Source organism: Pseudomonadota bacterium, from assembly GCA_039815145.1.
In the GTDB taxonomy this organism is placed as follows: Bacteria; Pseudomonadota; Gammaproteobacteria; order Steroidobacterales; family JBCBZW01; genus JBCBZW01.
Window position 1 is genome coordinate 1 of the sequence record JBCBZW010000011.1, and the last position, 16,277, is coordinate 16,277.

15 protein-coding genes are annotated in these 16,277 nt (G+C 68.0%); 4 read left to right on the forward strand and 11 right to left on the reverse strand.

Going from position 1 to position 16,277, the window contains the following annotated elements; translation table 11 throughout:
• From AAF184_05000 to AAF184_05045, 10 genes are all read right to left on the reverse strand, one after another.
• Positions 1-425: Rnf-Nqr domain containing protein (locus AAF184_05000; protein ID MEO0421668.1), on the reverse strand; the 425-nt coding region annotated here is incomplete at its 3' end.
• Positions 422-1,009 carry an FMN-binding protein gene (locus AAF184_05005; GenBank protein ID MEO0421669.1) on the reverse strand — a complete coding sequence of 196 codons (588 nt, stop codon included), beginning with the start codon at positions 1,007-1,009 and terminating at the stop codon, positions 422-424. The genes AAF184_05005 and AAF184_05000, both read right to left, overlap by 4 nt.
• Entirely contained in the window at positions 1,006-2,028 is a 1,023-nt protein-coding gene (locus AAF184_05010; GenBank protein ID MEO0421670.1) for an RnfABCDGE type electron transport complex subunit D, read from the reverse strand. The genes AAF184_05005 and AAF184_05010 overlap by 4 nt, the downstream gene beginning before the upstream one ends.
• A 6-nt stretch (positions 2,029-2,034) precedes the next feature.
• Positions 2,035-3,678 (reverse strand): electron transport complex subunit RsxC, encoded by a 1,644-nt coding sequence (rsxC, locus tag AAF184_05015; protein MEO0421671.1) that lies wholly within the window; start codon positions 3,676-3,678, stop codon positions 2,035-2,037.
• Positions 3,675-4,205, reverse strand: coding sequence for an RnfABCDGE type electron transport complex subunit B (locus tag AAF184_05020; protein MEO0421672.1), 531 nt, complete (start codon positions 4,203-4,205; stop codon positions 3,675-3,677). Before AAF184_05020 ends, rsxC begins: the two co-directional genes overlap by 4 nt.
• Positions 4,206-4,227: 22 nt before the next feature.
• A complete protein-coding gene (locus AAF184_05025) occupies positions 4,228-4,800 on the reverse strand; it encodes an Rnf-Nqr domain containing protein (GenBank protein ID MEO0421673.1) in 573 nt (190 codons plus the stop codon).
• A gap of 9 nt (positions 4,801-4,809) precedes the next feature.
• Positions 4,810-6,465 carry a methionine--tRNA ligase gene (gene metG / locus AAF184_05030; GenBank protein ID MEO0421674.1) on the reverse strand — a complete coding sequence of 552 codons (1,656 nt, stop codon included), beginning with the start codon at positions 6,463-6,465 and terminating at the stop codon, positions 4,810-4,812.
• Positions 6,466-6,549: 84 nt separating this feature from the next.
• Positions 6,550-7,647: a type IV pilus twitching motility protein PilT gene (locus AAF184_05035; GenBank protein ID MEO0421675.1), complete on the reverse strand. Its 1,098-nt coding sequence runs from the start codon at positions 7,645-7,647 to the stop codon at positions 6,550-6,552.
• Positions 7,644-8,744, reverse strand: a complete 1,101-nt coding sequence (locus tag AAF184_05040) for a PilT/PilU family type 4a pilus ATPase (protein ID MEO0421676.1) — start codon at positions 8,742-8,744, stop codon at positions 7,644-7,646. The genes AAF184_05035 and AAF184_05040 overlap by 4 nt, the downstream gene beginning before the upstream one ends.
• 5 nt (positions 8,745-8,749) lie before the next feature.
• Positions 8,750-11,206, reverse strand: coding sequence for a HEAT repeat domain-containing protein (locus AAF184_05045; GenBank protein MEO0421677.1), 2,457 nt, complete (start codon positions 11,204-11,206; stop codon positions 8,750-8,752).
• A gap of 164 nt (positions 11,207-11,370) precedes the next feature.
• Here AAF184_05045 and apbC point away from each other — a divergent pair, with 164 nt between their 5' ends.
• Both apbC and dcd read left to right on the forward strand, forming a co-directional pair.
• Entirely contained in the window at positions 11,371-12,462 is a 1,092-nt protein-coding gene (gene apbC, locus AAF184_05050; GenBank protein ID MEO0421678.1) for an iron-sulfur cluster carrier protein ApbC, read from the forward strand.
• The gene (gene dcd / locus AAF184_05055; GenBank protein MEO0421679.1) at positions 12,462-13,028 is read left to right on the forward strand and encodes a dCTP deaminase; all 567 of its coding nucleotides are present in this window, start codon (positions 12,462-12,464) and stop codon (positions 13,026-13,028) included. The genes apbC and dcd overlap by 1 nt, the downstream gene beginning before the upstream one ends.
• A 13-nt stretch (positions 13,029-13,041) precedes the next feature.
• On the opposite strand, the gene purM is transcribed toward dcd, so the two are convergent.
• Positions 13,042-14,085 (reverse strand): phosphoribosylformylglycinamidine cyclo-ligase, encoded by a 1,044-nt coding sequence (purM, locus tag AAF184_05060; GenBank protein MEO0421680.1) that lies wholly within the window; start codon positions 14,083-14,085, stop codon positions 13,042-13,044.
• A 270-nt stretch (positions 14,086-14,355) separates the two neighbouring features.
• Here purM and AAF184_05065 point away from each other — a divergent pair, with 270 nt between their 5' ends.
• Positions 14,356-15,528: a DUF2066 domain-containing protein gene (locus AAF184_05065; GenBank protein ID MEO0421681.1), complete on the forward strand. Its 1,173-nt coding sequence runs from the start codon at positions 14,356-14,358 to the stop codon at positions 15,526-15,528.
• Positions 15,529-16,266: a DnaA regulatory inactivator Hda gene (gene hda, locus AAF184_05070; protein ID MEO0421682.1), complete on the forward strand. Its 738-nt coding sequence runs from the start codon at positions 15,529-15,531 to the stop codon at positions 16,264-16,266.
• Positions 16,267-16,277 lie beyond the last annotated feature (11 nt).

Below are 16,277 nucleotides of genomic sequence, written 5' to 3' on the forward strand. Positions count from 1 at the left end.
CCCAGCAGGCGCCCAGTGCCGAGCAGCTCGCGCAGGACACCGGTGATGAGGGGCACTGCCAGCGCCGCTCGGCTCGGCTCAGCAATGGGATCGTGTTCTCGCCCTGTTGCGACCAGCAGCGCGAAGCTGCCCACCGCCAGGGGCGCGTAGGGCCCTAGGGCTCCACGCAACTCCGGCGCCATCCAATGCAGTAGCAGATCGAGCACGCTGACCCAGGTGGCAGCGACCATGAGGCTCGTGCCAGGCAAGCGCAAGGCGCTCCAGCGCGCGGCCACCAGCTTGGACAGGGGGAGGCTCACGAGCAGCGTGCTGGTGGCGATGAACGCCACGACGAGTCCCGTCAGGGCGCTGTCGGAGAGCATGCACAGAGGGGCCATCGCGAAGACGGTGGTCGTCCAGCCCGAGGGAGTGGGTCGGCGCCTCATGGCGTCGCGTCCGTAAGCTCGACGCTGGCGGCGAGCAAGAGGGCGTGCAGGGCGGCGCGCGAAGTGGTGGTGGCGCCGGTCAGTTGGTCCACCTCGCCGCCGTCGCGTCGAACGCGCCAGCGCGGGTCCTCGCTGTGCGGTGTACGGGCATCGAACTGCGCGAGCCAATTCGACTCGACGAGGCGGCGGCCGAGACCGGCCGTTTCGCGCTGCGTCAGCACTTGCGTGCCGAGGACTCGCCCTTCCGTGGCGAAGGCGACGCGCAGCACTACGTCGTCGACGTAGCCCCGCGCTCGCGCGTCCACCACCACCCCCACCTGCCGTCCGCCCGCGCGAAGGGGCATGGCTTGCACGAGCGTCGCGTTCAGGCCCGGCAGGGGCGCGCGTGTGCTGAGGTCTTGCACGGCAGCGAAGGGATCGTTGTCGAAGGCGACCGGGTCGGCCAGGGCGGCGAGCTCACGCAGGGCGGCGCGGCGTTCGCGCTCGCGCGTGGGTTCCACCAGCAACGCCTGCGCAATGAACACGACCGCGGCGAGGGTGAGGCCGAATCCCAGGGCCACCACGCGATGTGTGTCAGTGCTCAATTGCCCACCACCCGCGGTCGGGTCCACCGATCGATCAGGGGCACCGTGAGGTTCATGACCAGCACCGCATAGGCGACGCCGTCCGGATAGGCGCCGAAGCGCCTGATCAGCACGCACAGCACGCCCACCCCCGCCCCGAAGACGAATCGCCCGGGCGGCGAGGTGGCGCTGGACACGGGGTCCGTCGCGATGAAGAATGCGGCGAGCACCGTGGAGGGGACCGCGAGGTGGAACAGCACGCCGGCATGACTGTCGGGTGCGCTCGCCGCCAGCACGATGGCCGCGAGCGCCGCGCCCGCGAAGACGCCGATCGGTGCGTGCCAGGTGATGATCCGTCGCCAGAGTAATGCCACCCCACCCAGCAGAAACGCTAGGCTAAGGAGATCCCAGCGCGGGCCGTAGGCGGCGCTGAAGCCGCCCTCGGCGCGGATCTCCGACACCATCATCATCTGGCTCAGGCCGTCCTGCATCCGATCGAGGGGAGTCGCGCCCGTGATGGCGTCCGCCCGGGCGAGCTCCTGGGGCAAGCCGCCGATGAAGATCGCGAAGCTCTGCGCCAACGACGTTGCGCCACCCGTGTCATGCGGGTAGCCCACCAGCTGCGCGGGGAAGGCGAGGAGCACGGCGGCGTAGCCCACCATCGCCGGGTTGAAGGCGTTCTTACCGAGGCCACCGAACAGTTGCTTGCCCAGTACGATCGCGATCGCCGCCGCGCTGGCGCTCACCCACACGGGCGTCAGGGGCGGTAGGCAGAAGGCGATCAGGATGGCCGTGACCAGCGCGCTACCGTCACCCACGGGTGGGCGCCAGGTGCGCGGGTTGTCGAGCCAGCGCGCGCTGAGCCCATCGCAGAGCAGGGCGACGGTCACGGTGCTGGCGAGGTTCAGGGCCAAGCCTGCGCCGAAGCACAGCACATGTACGGTGGCGGCCGGGAGCAGGGCGATGCACACGGGCGCCATCACCCCGATGACCTGACGGGTGGGGGCGAGGTGCGGGGCGGGGGCTGTGTCGAAGCGCATCGTCGCCTAGCCGTCCGTGTCGGGGTCGCGACGGGGGCGCTGCCGTCGTTGCCGTGCACGTTCGATCGAGGCGCGGATCACCGCCTGGCGCTCGTCCTCCGTCGCCCGCGTGTCGGGACGTCCCGGCACGTGATCGACCACTGGCGGTGTCGGTGCCGCCGCGTCGGCCGCCGCGGCCGTGGTGCGAGCCGCCCGGCGCGAAGCCCGCGCGGCGTCGGCGCGATCGTCGGTAGCGAGGCGATGGTTGCGGCGCTCGAAGGAGGCGCGCCAACGGTCCGCGCGCTGGGTCTCCTGTTGCGTGCGGGCGATCGTGCGCTTCGCCTGACGAAACGCTTCGGTCAGGGGCAGCTGACTCGGGCACACGGTGTCGCAGCTGCCGCACTCGATGCAGTCGACGACGTGCAGGGCGCTTGCGCTCGCCAGGTCGCCGGAGTCGAGGTGGCGGAACAGCTCCTGCGGCTGCAGGCGTGCGGGACACACGGCGGCGCAGTCGCCGCAGCGAATGCACGGCAGTGCGCCCCGGTGGCTGGGCTCCTGGGTACGCGTCCCGGTGAGTACCAGGAGGCCGTTGGTGGCGGGGGTGATCGGCGCGTCATCATCCGCCATGGCGATGCCCATCATCGCGCCGCCGACCACCAGGCGGCTGGCATCCTCGCGGTAGCCGCCCGCGCCGTGTTCGATCAGGTGGGCGATGGAGGCGCCGAGGGGGGCGATCACGTTGCCCGGTTGGGCGACGCCGGGCCCCGCGATGCTGATGATGCGCTCGGTCAGCGGTTGCCCCTGGCGCACGGCATCGTCGAAGGCGGCCGCCGTGGCCACGTTGAAGCTCACGTAGCCGGCGTGCACCGGCCAGGTCTCCGTGGGCACTTCCACGGCGAACAGGCGCTCGATCAGCTGGCGTTCACCGCCCGCGGGGTAGCGCGGCGCGACGGGAATGACCTCGAGACGCGGGTCCGCGGCGTCGGCCACCGCCGCCTCCATCGCCGCGACGGCGGCTGGCTTGTCGTCCTCCAAGGGCAGCACGCAGCGCTCAGCACCGCATGCGCGCAGCAGCAGCTGGGCACCGCGCACGATCTGGGCGGCGTAGGCCTGCATCAACCACTGATCGCACGTGAGGCTGGGATCACACTCGGCCCCGTTCACGATCAGTGTGTGCACGCCCGCCGCCGCAGCCAGTTCGAGCTTGGTGACCGTGGGGAACTGCGCACCTCCCATGCCCATTAGGCCAGCCTCGCCGGCGCGGGCGCGAAGCGTTTCCGGCGCCGCCGACTCCGGCGCAGTGATCGGGGTCAACCAGGGGGGCTGGTCCTTCTCTGCCCGCGTCGCGATCACGATACAGCGCGTGCGCTCCACCACGGGATCGATCACGGGATGTTCATCCACCTCGCTCACCGTGCCCGCGGCGGCGGCGTGCAGGGACAGGGCCGATCCCTCGGGCCCCACGGCCAGCGTTTCACCGAAGCGCACGCGATCGCCCACGCCCACCGCCGGCGTGAGGGTCCACCCGCCCGGGTGATGCAGGGGAAAGGTGAGCTGTGCCGGTAGTGGCACCCGGCGCAGGCCCGCGGGTTCCTCGCGGGATCCTTGCAGCACCTCCGGGGCGAGGGCCAAGCCGGGCCGCAACCCGTGCCACCAGGCGCTGAGGCTCATGACGGCGTGCCCTGCCGCGGCGGGAGTGCCGGCGCCGGGAGCAGGTCGATGCAGTCCACCGGACAGGGCGGCAGGCACAGTTCGCACCCCGTGCAGTCCTCGGCCAGTACCGTGTGCATGAGCTTCGGCGCGCCGACGATGGCATCGACGGGACAGGCCTTGATGCAGAGGCGACAACCGATGCAACGGCTCTCGTCGATGCGCGCGAGCTGCAGCGGGCCGTGCGTGCCGTGGCGGGGGTCGAGGGGCATAGGTTCGCGCCCGAGCTCCCGTGCGAGCAGTGCGATGGTCGCCTCGCCACCAGGCGGACAGCGGTTGATCTGCGCCTCGCCCTGGGCCATGGCGTCGGCGTAGGGCCGGCAGCCGTCGTAGAGACACTGGCGACACTGGGTCTGGGGCAGCAGGCGATCCAGGCGCTCGGCGAGGGCTGCGCGCGCGTCGGGGGGCGACGGCGCCGGCCGTCTCTCGCGTGTGAGGGCGAACGCGGTAAGTCCGCCGATCAGCGCCAGGCAGAGCAAGCTCAACATCGCAGCTCACCTGGCGATAGCATTAGGCACCCCCTAGGCCGACCACGGCCATGCTGGCGATCGCCGTGCTCAGCAGCACCGCGCTGGCGAGGCTCACAGTGCGCGGCAACCCGGCGCTGATGAGCCGTCCGTGCCAGGCCGTCAGGGCGATCGTAGCGGCGCCGTAGCCGGTTCCCAAGGCCAGCGCGTCGAGGGCGGCGTTCGCGACGGAAGCGCTATCGGCGGTGACTCGCCAAAGCACCACGAGTTGCACCAGGTAGCCCGCCCCGAGCAGGCCTTGGGCCACCAGGCGTTCACCTAGCGCCGGGTATCGGTCACTCACGAGGCGATGGGCGAGAGCGCTTGCGCTCAGGCACAGGGGCACCCAGAGCAGGAGGCGCAAGGCGGTGGCGTCGGCAGGTTGCAGCAGCCATCGATCCGCGGCGTAGGCCAGGGCGGCCGCCGGCACCACGGCGAGGAGAGTACTAGCCGCGTGGGCGCAGGCCGTGTCCAGGCGTCCCCCGCAAGCCAAGGCAGCGCCGAGGCCGACCGCCTGCGTCAGGAGCAGATTGTGGAGGACGGCGAGGGTTGCGAAGGTCGAGAGCAGGGACGCCACGGCTAGCCCCTAGGCCGCCGGCGGCTCGCGCCCTGCTTCGAGCATCTGTTCCACGGCAGCCGCATCCACCCGCGTCATCAGCGCCTTGAAGGGGGCGATCTGCGTGCCGAGCAGCGGCGTACCCGCGTCGTCCCAGCTGAGCGGATCGACCTGCAGGAAGGCCTCGGCTTTCTCGGCCACCGCCGGCAGCACGGGCTTCAGCCACACCAGCAGCACGCGGAACAGGTTCAGCCCCTGAGTGCAGATCGCCTGCACCTCATCGAGGCGATCAGGTTCCTTCGCCAGCACCCAAGGCTTGTGGTGATCCACGTACTGGTTGGCGCGATCGGCGAAGGCCATGATCTCGCGCATGGCACGCCCGAATTCCCGCTGCTCGTAGGCTTCAGCGATGGACTCGCTGCCCTCGATGAAGGAGGCGTAGAGGGCCTCGTCGGGCAGCGCGTCCGCCAGGCGACCGTCGAAGCGCTTAGTGATGAAGCCCGCGCAGCGACTGGCGATGTTGACGAACTTACCCACGAGGTCCGAGTTCACGCGGGCGACGAAATCATCGAAGGCCAGGTCGATGTCATCGATGCCGGGGCCTAGGCGTGCGGCGTAGAAGTAGCGCAACCACTCGGGATTGAGATGCTCGATGTAGGTGCGGGCGCGCACGAAGGTGCCGCGACGCTTGGACATCTTCTCGCCGTTCACGTTGACGAAGCCGTGCACGTGCACGTTGGTGGGCAGGCGATGGCCCGAGCCCTGCAGCACCGCCGGCCAGAACAAGCAATGGAAGTAGAAGATGTCCTTGCCGATGAAGTGGTGCAGCTCTGCCTCGCTGTCCGCGCCCCACCAATCCTCGAAGGTGAGTCCCTCGCGTTCGCACAGGGCGGTGAAGCTCGCCATGTAGCCCACCGGGGCGTCGAGCCAGACGTAGAAGAACTTGTTCGGGTGGCCGGGGATCTGGAAGCCGAAGTAGGGCGCATCGCGGCTGATGTCCCAGTCGCGCAGTTCGCCGTCCAACCACTCGTCGAGCTTGGCCCGCACCTCGCGCGCCACCGCGCCCGTGTCCAGCCACGCCTTGACCGCGTCGGCGAAGTGCTCGAGGCGGAAGAACAGGTGCTCGCTGTCGCGCTCAACCGTGGGCGTGCCGGAGATCACCGACACCGGGTCGATCAGTTCCGCCGGCGTGTAGGTGGCGCTGCAGTTCTCGCACGAGTCGCCATACTGATCCGGCGTCTTGCAGACCGGGCAGGTGCCCTTCACGAAGCGATCGGGCAGGAACATCTGCTCCTGCTCATCGTAGGCCTGGCGCACGTTGCGACGGGCGATGTGCTCGCCGGCCTCCAGGGCCTGGAAGATCTGCCCCACCAGACGCTCGTTCTCCGGCGAATGGGTGGAGTGATAGAAGTCGAAGCTGATCAGGAAGTCGGCGAAGTCGCGCTGGTGTTCCTCACCAAACTGCTGAGCCATCGCGGCCGGCTCCATGCCCTCGCTGCGGGCACGCAGCATCACCGGCGTGCCGTGGGCGTCGCTGGCGCAGACGTAGTAGCAGTCGTGACCGCGCATGCGTTGGAATCGGGCCCAGATGTCCGTCTGCACCACCTCCAGCAGGTGGCCCAGATGAATGGGGCCGTTAACGTACGGCAGGGCGCTCGTGATGAGGATCTTTCGGGGCGTGCTCATGGGGTGTCCGACGCTTCAGGCGCGAAGTCCACCAGTATGCCACAAGCATGGCCGGGCCCTGGCGGCCCGGGGATTATTCGCGCCTCACGCGGGCTCGCTGACGAAGGACTCGAACTTGCTCTTGGTGATGGCCTTCTCGTAGGCCTCGCGCGGTTCGATCTGGCGCTCTTTCAGCAGGGCCATGAGCGCACTGTCCATGGTTTGCATGCCGAGGTTGCCCCCGGACTGCATAGCCGTCTCCAACTGGTCGAGCTTGCCCTGGCGGATGAGGTTGCCGACGGCCGGGGTGCTGACCATGATCTCGAGCGCCGCCACGCGACCTTTGCCGCCGGCTTTCTTACATAGCTGCTGTGAGATCACGCCCTTCAGGGAGGTGGAGAGCATGGAGCGGATCTGCGATTGCTTGTCCGCGGGAAAGGTGTTGACGATGCGGTCGACGGTGGAGGCGGCGCCGTTCGTGTGCAGCGTGCCCATGACCAGGATCCCCGTCTCCGCCGCGGTCACGGCGATGCCGATGGTCTCGAGATCGCGCATCTCACCCACCAGGATCACGTCCGGGTCCTCACGCAGGGCCGAGTGCAGGGAGGCGGCGAAGCTCTTCGTGTGCGAACCCACCTCGCGTTGACTCATCAGGCACCCGCGCCGCTCGTGGGTGAATTCGATCGGATCCTCGATGGTGAGGATGTGCCCCTTCCGTTCCTTGTTGATGAAATCGATCATCGCCGCGAGCGTGGTGGACTTGCCCGAGCCCGTCTTGCCCGTGACCAGCACCAGCCCCTGCTTGTGCCGACACATGCCTTGGACGACATCGGGCAGGTTGAGCTCCTCCAACGTCAGGGCCTGCGAGGGAATCGCGCGCATGACCGAACCGATGCCGCCGATGTGGCGAAACACGTTCACGCGAAAGCGTGAGAGCCCCTCGATTTCATAGGCGAAGTCCGCGCCGTCGTGCTGGTCGAAGAGCGTCTGCTGGCGCGCCGGCATGATCGCGAACAGGGCCTCGCGCAGGGCGACCGGCGAGAGCTTCTCGTCGGACACGGGCTCGAGATCGCCGTAGCGCCGCACCCGCGGCGGATCGCCCGCGAGCAGGTGCAGGTCTGAGCCGTCCTGCTCGATCATGGTACGCAGGAAGCGATCGATGCTGAGCTTCTCGCCCGTGCTGGCAGTGGTGTCGGTGCTCATGCGCTCTTCTCCCCCTGTTGCATCTGCGGCAGCAGATCGAGATCGGTGACGTAGCGTTCGAAGGGCTTCTTGTTCGCCGCGAACAGGAAGGCCTCGTCGGGGTCGACGGTCTTCGCCTTCACCGCCTCAAGCAAGGCCTGATCCATCAGCTGCATGCCCTGATCGCCGCCGGTTTGGATGATCGAGGGGATCTGGTGCGTTTGGTCCGTGGTGATCAGCTTGGCGATGGCGCGGTTCGAGACCATGATCTCCTGCACGGCCGTGCGCCCGCGTCCGTCCGGCGTCTTCAGCAGGATCTGACTGATCACCGCCTGCAAGCTCTGGGACAGGAAGGCCTTGGTCTGCTCGCGCAGCTCCGCCGGCAGGGCGTCGAGCACTCGGTCAACGGTTTTGACAGCTCCGGTGGTGTGCATGGTGCCGAGCACCAGGTGCCCCGTCTCCGCCGCCGTCATGGCCATCGAGATGGTGACGGGGTCGCGCATCTCACCGACCAGGATCACGTCGGGGTCTTCGCGCAGGGCGGCGCGCAAGCCGTCCGCGAAGCTCTGCAGGTGCGAGCCCACCTCGCGCTGAATCACCTGTGATTGCTTGCTCGGGTGAACGAATTCGATGGGGTCCTCGAGGGTGAGGATGTTGAGCTTTCGGGTCTCGTTCAGGTGATTGATCATCGAGGCCAGGGTGGTCGACTTACCCGTGCCCGTGGCGCCCGTGACCAGGATCATGCCCTGGTGCATGTCGCACAGCTTCTCGATGATCGGCGGCAGGTTCAGCTTCTTCATGCTGGGGATGTCGTTGGGGATATGCCGCAGCACGGCGCCGACACCGGTCGCCTTGTGGAATACGTTGGCGCGAAAGCGTGTGCCTTCGGCGGTGACGTAGGAGAAGTCGAGATCTTCGCCGGAGGCGAGGCGCGCCTGCTGCTGTGTCGTGAGCACTTCGCTGATGTAGGTGTTCAGCTCCGTCGCGCCAAGCTCACGAAATTTGATCGGTAGGAGGTCGCCGCGCATGCGCAGCATCGGCGGCACGCCCACCGCGAGGTGAACATCGGAGCAGCCTTGCTGCAGGCCGAGTTTCAGGAAGGCATCGATACGGGCCATTCTGGTCAGTCCTCTTCGGCGGGCTGGTCGCTGAGCTTTTCCATCAGCCGCGACAGGTCGCGGGTGACGTACTCCATCGTTTGGTAGCGCCGGTCCGGCTGCACCATCATCAAGCGCTTGACCAGCTCGGAGACGGACTCCGGCAAGTCTGGGTTCACCTCGTCGACCGGCTTGGCCGTGCCCTGCACGTGGGCGTACATCACCGCCATCTGATCGCCTTCCGCGTAGGGCGGTCGACCGGTGAGCAGTTCGTAGAGGATGACGCCGAGGGCGTAGATGTCCACGCGCTGGTCGATCTCCTTGCCCAAGATCTGCTCCGGGGCCATGTACTTCGGTGAACCGATTACGTAGCCCGTCTTCGTGAGGTCCGTCTCCGCGTTCATCACCGACGACACGCCGAAGTCCACGATCTTCACAAGATCTGCCTGGTTGACCAGGATGTTGGCGGGCTTCAGGTCGCGGTGAACGATCTGTTCCTGGTGCGCCACTGTCATCCCTAAGGCCACATCGTGGGCGATGCGCAGGGCGCGCAGCATGGGCACGGGCTGTCGATCGGCCACCTCGGCGGTCAAGGGGTTCGATGGGAAGTACTCCATCGAAATCGCATTGAGGCCTTCGAGGGATAGGAAGTCGTAGAGCCGGATCACGTTTCGGTGAGTGATCTTGCGCGCCAGGCGCACCTCCTGTACGAAGCGGCGCATGGTTTCCTGGTCGTTGGCGATGCTCTTGTTGAGGAACTTGAGCACCAGCTTCTCGTCCACCACCGTGTCGCTCACCAGGAGCACCGTGCCGAAGGCGCCGCGGCCGATCTGTTTGATGAACTCGTAGCGCCCGTCGATCATGTCGCCGGGGTTGAGGTGGGCGATATCAAAGCGCGACGCGGCGGCCGCCGCATCCGGCAACGGCGGCGGTGTGCTGGTGGGCGAGGGCACCGTCTCACCCAACAAGGCCGCCAGTTGATCGGCGTCGGGAACTTCGGCCAGCAGGGTGCGCGAGGGATTGCCGAACTGGGCCGCGCTGTCCGTGCTCACCGTGTCCGGGAAGCGTTGATCGAGGCTGCGTACGGCATCCTTGATGGCCAGGATTACCTCCGTGTCGCTGCTGTTCTCGGCGGCGATGCGGGTGCGCAGGGTGGGTGCGAGGTCCTTGTCGGCCAGGCGCACGACGGTGTTGATGGCCTCGATCTTGACCGACTTGTCCGGCGCCTGAATCAACGGCATCAGATGGGGAACGACGCGACGATCGCCGAAGGACGCGAGGGCTCGGATCACGGCCGGAGCCGAACTCGGGGCGGTGCGCAGCATGTTCACCAGCGCCGGTACGGCCTTGCGATCGCCGATCTTGGCCAAGGCGTCGGCAGCGCGCTCGCGCACCCACCAGTCATCGTCCTGGGTGGCCTTGATCAGGTAGTCGAGGGCGCGCTTGTCCTCGGTGGTGTTCAAAATCTCGATGACCGCGCGACGGATCTCCTCGTCCGGGTCGTTGAAGAGCGAGAGCACCGCATCCACCACGCGCGGGCCGCCGATGGAGGCGAGGGCGTCCGTGGCGCGCGAGCGCACCCACCAGTCGTCGTCGCGCAGGGCGGAGAGCAGGTCCTTCACGTTCTCGGCGGTGCCGATCTCGTTGAGCACTTCCACCGCCGAGCGCCGCGCGTACTCGTTCTCATCCTTGAGCACGGCCACCAGGTGCTGGGTGGTCTCGGGGTGGTTCAACTCGGTGATTACCTCGACGGCGGCGTTCTGCACATCCACGTCGGGATCCGTGAGCATCTGGCACAGGCGGGTGATGTTGATGCGGTTGGGCATTCGCGCCATGCCGCGGATCGCCGCGCTGCGCACGCCGCGGTCTTGATCATCGAGCTGGCGGGCCAGGGCGCTGGCCACGTCGTCCCGCGGGAAGCGGCCGACGATCTCGGTGATCGAGCGGCGCACGTCACGGTCGGAACCCGTGAGGCGGTCGAGCAGGTCGGGCACCAGGGACTCGGTGGCCAGATCGCTCAGGATGCGCAGGAGCGCTTCCTTGTCCTTGCCGTCCACCTCGTAGGCGTAGCGCAGGAGTTGGCGCACATCCAGGCGGTCTTTTTGCGCGTCCAGCACCTCGAGCAGGCGTGAGCGCGCGACCTCCTGGTCTTCCAGCAGGTCGAGGAGGTTGTTGGGATCGTAGCTACGCCGACTGGCCATCGCCCACGCTGCGCCTTGGACCACCTTGGGGTTGTCGTGGCGCAGGGCGTCGCGGAAGTGGCGTAGGGATTTTTCGTCGAGCAGGCGGCCCAGCGGCTCGATGAGCAGCATCATCTGCTGGCGATCCGCGTCGGCCAGCGTGCCGAGCAGGCGCGGCACGGCACCTCCGCCCAGCTTGGCGATACGTTCCACCAGCGCATTGACCTGCTCCGGGGAGCCGCCGTCGAGCGAGGTGAGCTCGGCGATCAGCTTCTCCGCCTGCATGCCCGCAAGGAGTTTCATCTTTCCCTTAGATCTCCAGATGACACGCGAGGGTGGGCTGCAGGAGGGCAATACGCACCGGCATGCGCCGCTGCCGCGGCGCAGGATATTGCTACAATCGCCGACTTTCCCTGTCGCCGGTCGCAGCGCGAGCGCGCGTCGCCCTGTCTACACCAGAGCCTCACATGTCCGATCTTAGCAAATCCACGATCGATAACTTTCTAGACCAGTTCGCCGACGATTTCATTGATCTGCGCCTCGATGAGGCGGGTGCCGATATCACCACGGAACTGGACGGGGGCCATCTGAAGGTGCGCCTGGAGGTCGGCTTTCCCACTGCCCGCCACCGCTACCGCCTGAGCGCCGCGCTGGAGGCTGCCCTGCGCGAGGCCTTCGGTGCCCTCGATCGGGTCACGATCGACGTGCACAGCAGCATCCGGTCGCACGCGGTGCAGGCCAACCTGAAGCCGATCGACGGTATCGCGAACGTGATTGCGGTCGCCTCGGCCAAGGGCGGGGTCGGCAAATCCACTACCGCCGCCAACCTGGCCCTGGCCCTGGCCAGCGAGGGCGCCCGCACGGGGCTGCTCGATGCGGACATCTACGGCCCGAGTCAGCCGCGCATGCTCGGCCTGCGCGGGCGCCAGCCGACCACCCCCGACGGCAAGTTCGTCGACCCCCTGAAGGCCCACGGCATCGTCGCCATGTCCATCGGTTTTATGGTGGATGAGGCGCAGCCCATGGTCTGGCGCGGCCCGATGGTGACCCAAGCCTTGAACCAGCTGATCGCCCAGACCAACTGGGGCGAACTGGATTACCTGATCGTCGACATGCCGCCCGGCACGGGCGACACGCAACTCACGCTCGGTCAGCGCGTGCCCCTGAGCGGCGTGGTGATCGTGACCACGCCCCAGGACATCGCGCTGCTCGATGCGCGCAAGGGGCTCAAGATGTTCGAGAAGATCAATGTGAACGTGCTCGGCGTGGTGGAGAACATGAGCACCCACATCTGCTCGAAGTGCGGCCATGAGGAACACATCTTCGGCAACGACGGCGGGCGGCGCATGGCCGAGGAGGACGGCGTGCCATTCCTCGGCGCCCTGCCACTCGACATCCGCATTCGCGAACAGGCCGATGGCGGCGCCCCGACGGTGATCGCCGAGCCCGATGGCGAACTCGCCGAAGACTACCGCCGCATCGCCCTACGGGCGACCTCGCGCCTCGCGGCCCAAAAACGAGACTACTCGCACCGCTTCCCGAACATCGTGGTGGAATGATGAGCATCAAATCTGATCGCTGGATTCGCCAGCAAGCCGAACAACACGGACTGATCGAACCCTACGAGGCGGGTCAGGTGCGCACGGTGGACGACCGCCGGGTGATCTCCTACGGCACCTCGTCCTACGGCTATGACGTGCGCTGTGCGCGCGAGTTCAAGGTGTTCACCAACATCAACTCCGCCGTGGTCGACCCCAAAGCCTTCGATGAGAGCAGTTTCGTCGATATCACCGCAGACGAGTGCATCATCCCGCCGAACTCCTTCGCCCTGGCACGCACGGTGGAGTACTTCCGCATCCCGCGCGACGTACTAGTGATTTGCTTGGGTAAATCGACTTACGCGCGCTGCGGCATCATCGTCAACGTGACGCCGTTGGAGCCCGAGTGGGAAGGCCACGTGACCCTGGAGTTCTCCAACACCACGCCCTTGCCTGCGCGCATCTACGCCAACGAAGGCGTGGCGCAGGTGTTGTTCCTGCAGTCGGATGAGGCGTGCGAGGTGAGCTACGCCGATCGCGCCGGTAAGTATCAGGGCCAGCGCGGGGTGACCCTGCCCAAGGCCTAGGAACTGCGGGCTGCTAGTCGACGATCACCGCGCCGGATCCGGCGCGGATCGAGCCCACCTCGAAGGCATCCTGACCGCCGTGCTGGGCAAGGATCCTCAGCACCTCGTCACGGCGCTCGGCCGGGACGGCCAGGACCATGCCGAGGCCGCAGTTGAAGGTGCGCAGCATCTCCTCGTGGGCGACGCCTCCCGCCTGCTGCAACCACTGGAAGACCGGCGGGAATGTCCAGCTGTCGGCGCGCAGGTGCGCGTCCAGCGAATCGCTCAGGATGCGCACCACGTTGCCCGGGATGCCGCCGCCAGTGATGTGGGCGGCCGCGTGCAGGGCGCCCGCCTCGTGCACGGCGAGCAACGCCTTGACGTAGATGCGCGTGGGCGCGAGCAGGTGCTCGGCGAGTGGGCGCTCGTCGTCGCTGTCCGCGAGCGACGCCTGCAGATCGGCACCGCTGTGCTCGAGGATGCGCCGGATCAGCGAATAGCCATTCGAATGCGGGCCGCTCGAGGGCAGGGCGATCAGGGCGTCGCCGTCGGCCACCTGGCTGGCATCGATCAGCTTGGCGCGTTCCACGGCACCGACGCAGAAGCCCGCCAGGTCGTAGTCGTCCTCGGCGTACATGCCAGGCATTTCCGCCGTCTCACCGCCGATCAGGGCGGCCCCGGCCAGGCGGCAGCCCTCGGCGATGCCCGCCACCACGTCGGCGGCCACGTCGACGTCGAGCTTGCCGGTGGCGTAGTAGTCGAGGAAGAACAGGGGTTCGGCGCCCTGCACGATCACATCGTTCACGCACATGGCCACGAGGTCGATGCCGATCGTGTCGTGACGCCCGAGGTCGATGGCCAGGCGCAGTTTGGTGCCCACGCCGTCCGTGCCGGCCACGAGCACCGGCTCATGGTAGCGGCCCGGCGGCAAAGCGAAGAGCCCGCCGAATCCGCCGAGGCCGCCGATCACCTCCGGCCGCTGCGTGCGTCGCACGGCAGGCTTGATGCGGTCGACGAGGCGGTCTCCCGCGTCGATGTCCACGCCGGCATCGCGGTAGGTGAGGGATCGGTCGGTCATCGGGTCGAGTCTCCTTTGGGCGGCCTGTCGTGGCCGCTGCGCGGGCGATTGTCGCACGGTGCGTGGGCGACGGCAGCGCGCGGGCGTCGCTGTGGTATGTTCTCGACCGCGCAGCGCTCCCGCTGGGGTCGGGCCGCGCATCCGCTTCGCGGTACTCAGCCACCTACGCGGAAGGCATTGATCATGGGTGAGACAATCAGGGCGACAGATCGCCGCGGCATCGTTGGCCGTGGGAGCGACCGACGGTCGCTTGCGGGTCGGCGCGGTTGGATGGCGGCATTGATGTTGGCCGTGCCGCTCCTGGGGTCCGCCTCGACCGTCGATGATCTGTACGGTGCGTCCGTCGATCTGATCCCGGGCGAGCGGGCGGCCTCGGAAGCGACGGCGCAGCGGGCGCTCGCGGCGGTGCTGGTGAAGGTCACCGGGCTCGGTGATGTCACTGGGTCCACCCTCGTCGCGCCGGTGTTGGCGCAGGCGGAGCAACTGGTGCAGCAGCAGGGATTCAGCGCCCGGCGAACCCTGCGCTACGTATTCGACGAGGGCGCCACGCGCGAAGCCGTGTTGGCGGCTGGCCTGCCGTATTGGGATGACGACCGGCCGCGGGTCCTGGCCCTACTGCAGTTGCCCCCCGATGCGTTGGCGGGGCCCAAGCAAGCGCCAGCGCCGGGCGATTCCGTGCCCGGCGCCGGGGTCGCGTGGCGGTCACGGTATCTGACCAGCGAGGACGAGGGTGAGGTGGTCACCGCGCTGCTCCGCGCCGCTGATCGGCGCGGTCTGCCGCTCCTGCTGCCCACGCCCGAGGCGCTCATCGATACCCCCCTCGATGCGGCCCCCGCACACGATGCGCCGCGCTTCGACCGGCCGGGCGCCACCGCGTTGCTACCGACCACCGTCGATGCTGCCCACCCCGCCTTGGTGCTGGCGCGTGCCCAGGGCGCGGACGTGGTGCTGATGGGTGAGGGGGATCGCACGGCCAATGGCATCTGGCAGGTGCGCTGGCAACTGTTCGCCGATGCCCAGACCCAGCCGTGGATCGGTGGTCTGGAAACGGGCCCCGAGTTCCTAGCAGATTTGCTAGCGTCTCGCTACGCGGCCTACGCCGGTGTCGGCGTGCGCCAGGTGGGCCTGGAACTCAGCGGCATCGACAGCGCTCCCGCCTACGAGCGCACGCTCGCCTACCTTCGCCGCCTCGATCTCGTGCAGCGGGTGGATCTGCGTCAGGCCCGCGCCGGACGTGTACTGCTCTCGCTAACCACCCGCTACGAGCCCGCCAAGCTCGCTCGCTTGTTGCAGCTATCGGATTTCCTCGTTCCCACGGAAGATGGGCGCGGGATGCTTCCCGACACCTTGCGCTTCGATTTCCAAAGCGCGCCCGCCGCGCCAGCGCCCGGGCTCTCCCTGCCGGCGGGGGGGCTGACCGGTGACGGGGCGGACTCGCGCTGAATGCGTCAGCTACCCCTCGGCGTACGCCTCGCTGACCACGCCACCTTCGACACCTTCCACGTAGGGCCCAACGCACAGGTGCTGGATCGCCTGGTGGCCTTCGTCGATGGCGACTTCGAGCGCACGAGTAGCACCAGCCTCGTGCTCGCCGGCCCACCGGCCAGCGGCAAGACCCACCTGTTGCAGGCGGCCTGTGCGCGCTTCAGTGCCGGCGAGGAGGGCGCTACCACCGTCGGCACCCGTCCCTGCGGTTACCTCTCCTTGGGTGAGCTCCCGCGCGAGCGGCTCGCGAGTGCGCTCGAGGGATGGGGACGCCTGGCCCTGGTGGCGCTCGATCGTGCGGACAGCATCTTCGGCGACCACGACGCTGAAGTGGCCCTGATGCGCTTGTACAACGACCTGCAGGCAAAGGGCGGGCGCCTGGTGCTGGCCGTTCGCCAACCCTTGGCGGCGCAGTCCCCGCAGCTGCCGGACCTGGCGTCGCGTCTGCGCGCCGGGCTGCACGCGAGCTTGAGTCCCCTGGATGACGATGCGGCAGGTGCCGCCCTGCGCCTGCGGGCGGCGGCCCGCGGGCTCGAACTGCCCGATGAGACCATCACCTGGTTACTGCGCCGTGCGCGCCGGGACATGCACTCCCTGTGCGCCCTCTTGGACGGCCTGGATGAGGCCTCCCTGGTCGCCCAGCGGCGCCTGACCGTGCCCTTCGTCCGTGACATGCTGCGCGTGGACGACAATTGAAGTCTCACTTC

Coding starts and splice junctions, on each gene's coding strand:
- hda (MEO0421682.1), top strand. CDS start 15,529: ATGCGTCAGCTACCCCTCGGCGTACGCCTCGCTGACCACGCCACCTTC.
- dcd (MEO0421679.1), top strand. CDS start 12,462: ATGAGCATCAAATCTGATCGCTGGATTCGCCAGCAAGCCGAACAACAC.
- rsxC (MEO0421671.1), bottom strand. CDS start 3,678: ATGAGCCTCAGCGCCTGGTGGCACGGGTTGCGGCCCGGCTTGGCCCTC.
- AAF184_05065 (MEO0421681.1), top strand. CDS start 14,356: ATGGCGGCATTGATGTTGGCCGTGCCGCTCCTGGGGTCCGCCTCGACC.
- AAF184_05020 (MEO0421672.1), bottom strand. CDS start 4,205: ATGTTGAGCTTGCTCTGCCTGGCGCTGATCGGCGGACTTACCGCGTTC.
- AAF184_05010 (MEO0421670.1), bottom strand. CDS start 2,028: ATGCGCTTCGACACAGCCCCCGCCCCGCACCTCGCCCCCACCCGTCAG.
- AAF184_05035 (MEO0421675.1), bottom strand. CDS start 7,647: ATGAGCACCGACACCACTGCCAGCACGGGCGAGAAGCTCAGCATCGAT.
- AAF184_05045 (MEO0421677.1), bottom strand. CDS start 11,206: ATGAAACTCCTTGCGGGCATGCAGGCGGAGAAGCTGATCGCCGAGCTC.
- AAF184_05040 (MEO0421676.1), bottom strand. CDS start 8,744: ATGGCCCGTATCGATGCCTTCCTGAAACTCGGCCTGCAGCAAGGCTGC.
- metG (MEO0421674.1), bottom strand. CDS start 6,465: ATGAGCACGCCCCGAAAGATCCTCATCACGAGCGCCCTGCCGTACGTT.
- apbC (MEO0421678.1), top strand. CDS start 11,371: ATGTCCGATCTTAGCAAATCCACGATCGATAACTTTCTAGACCAGTTC.
- purM (MEO0421680.1), bottom strand. CDS start 14,085: ATGACCGACCGATCCCTCACCTACCGCGATGCCGGCGTGGACATCGAC.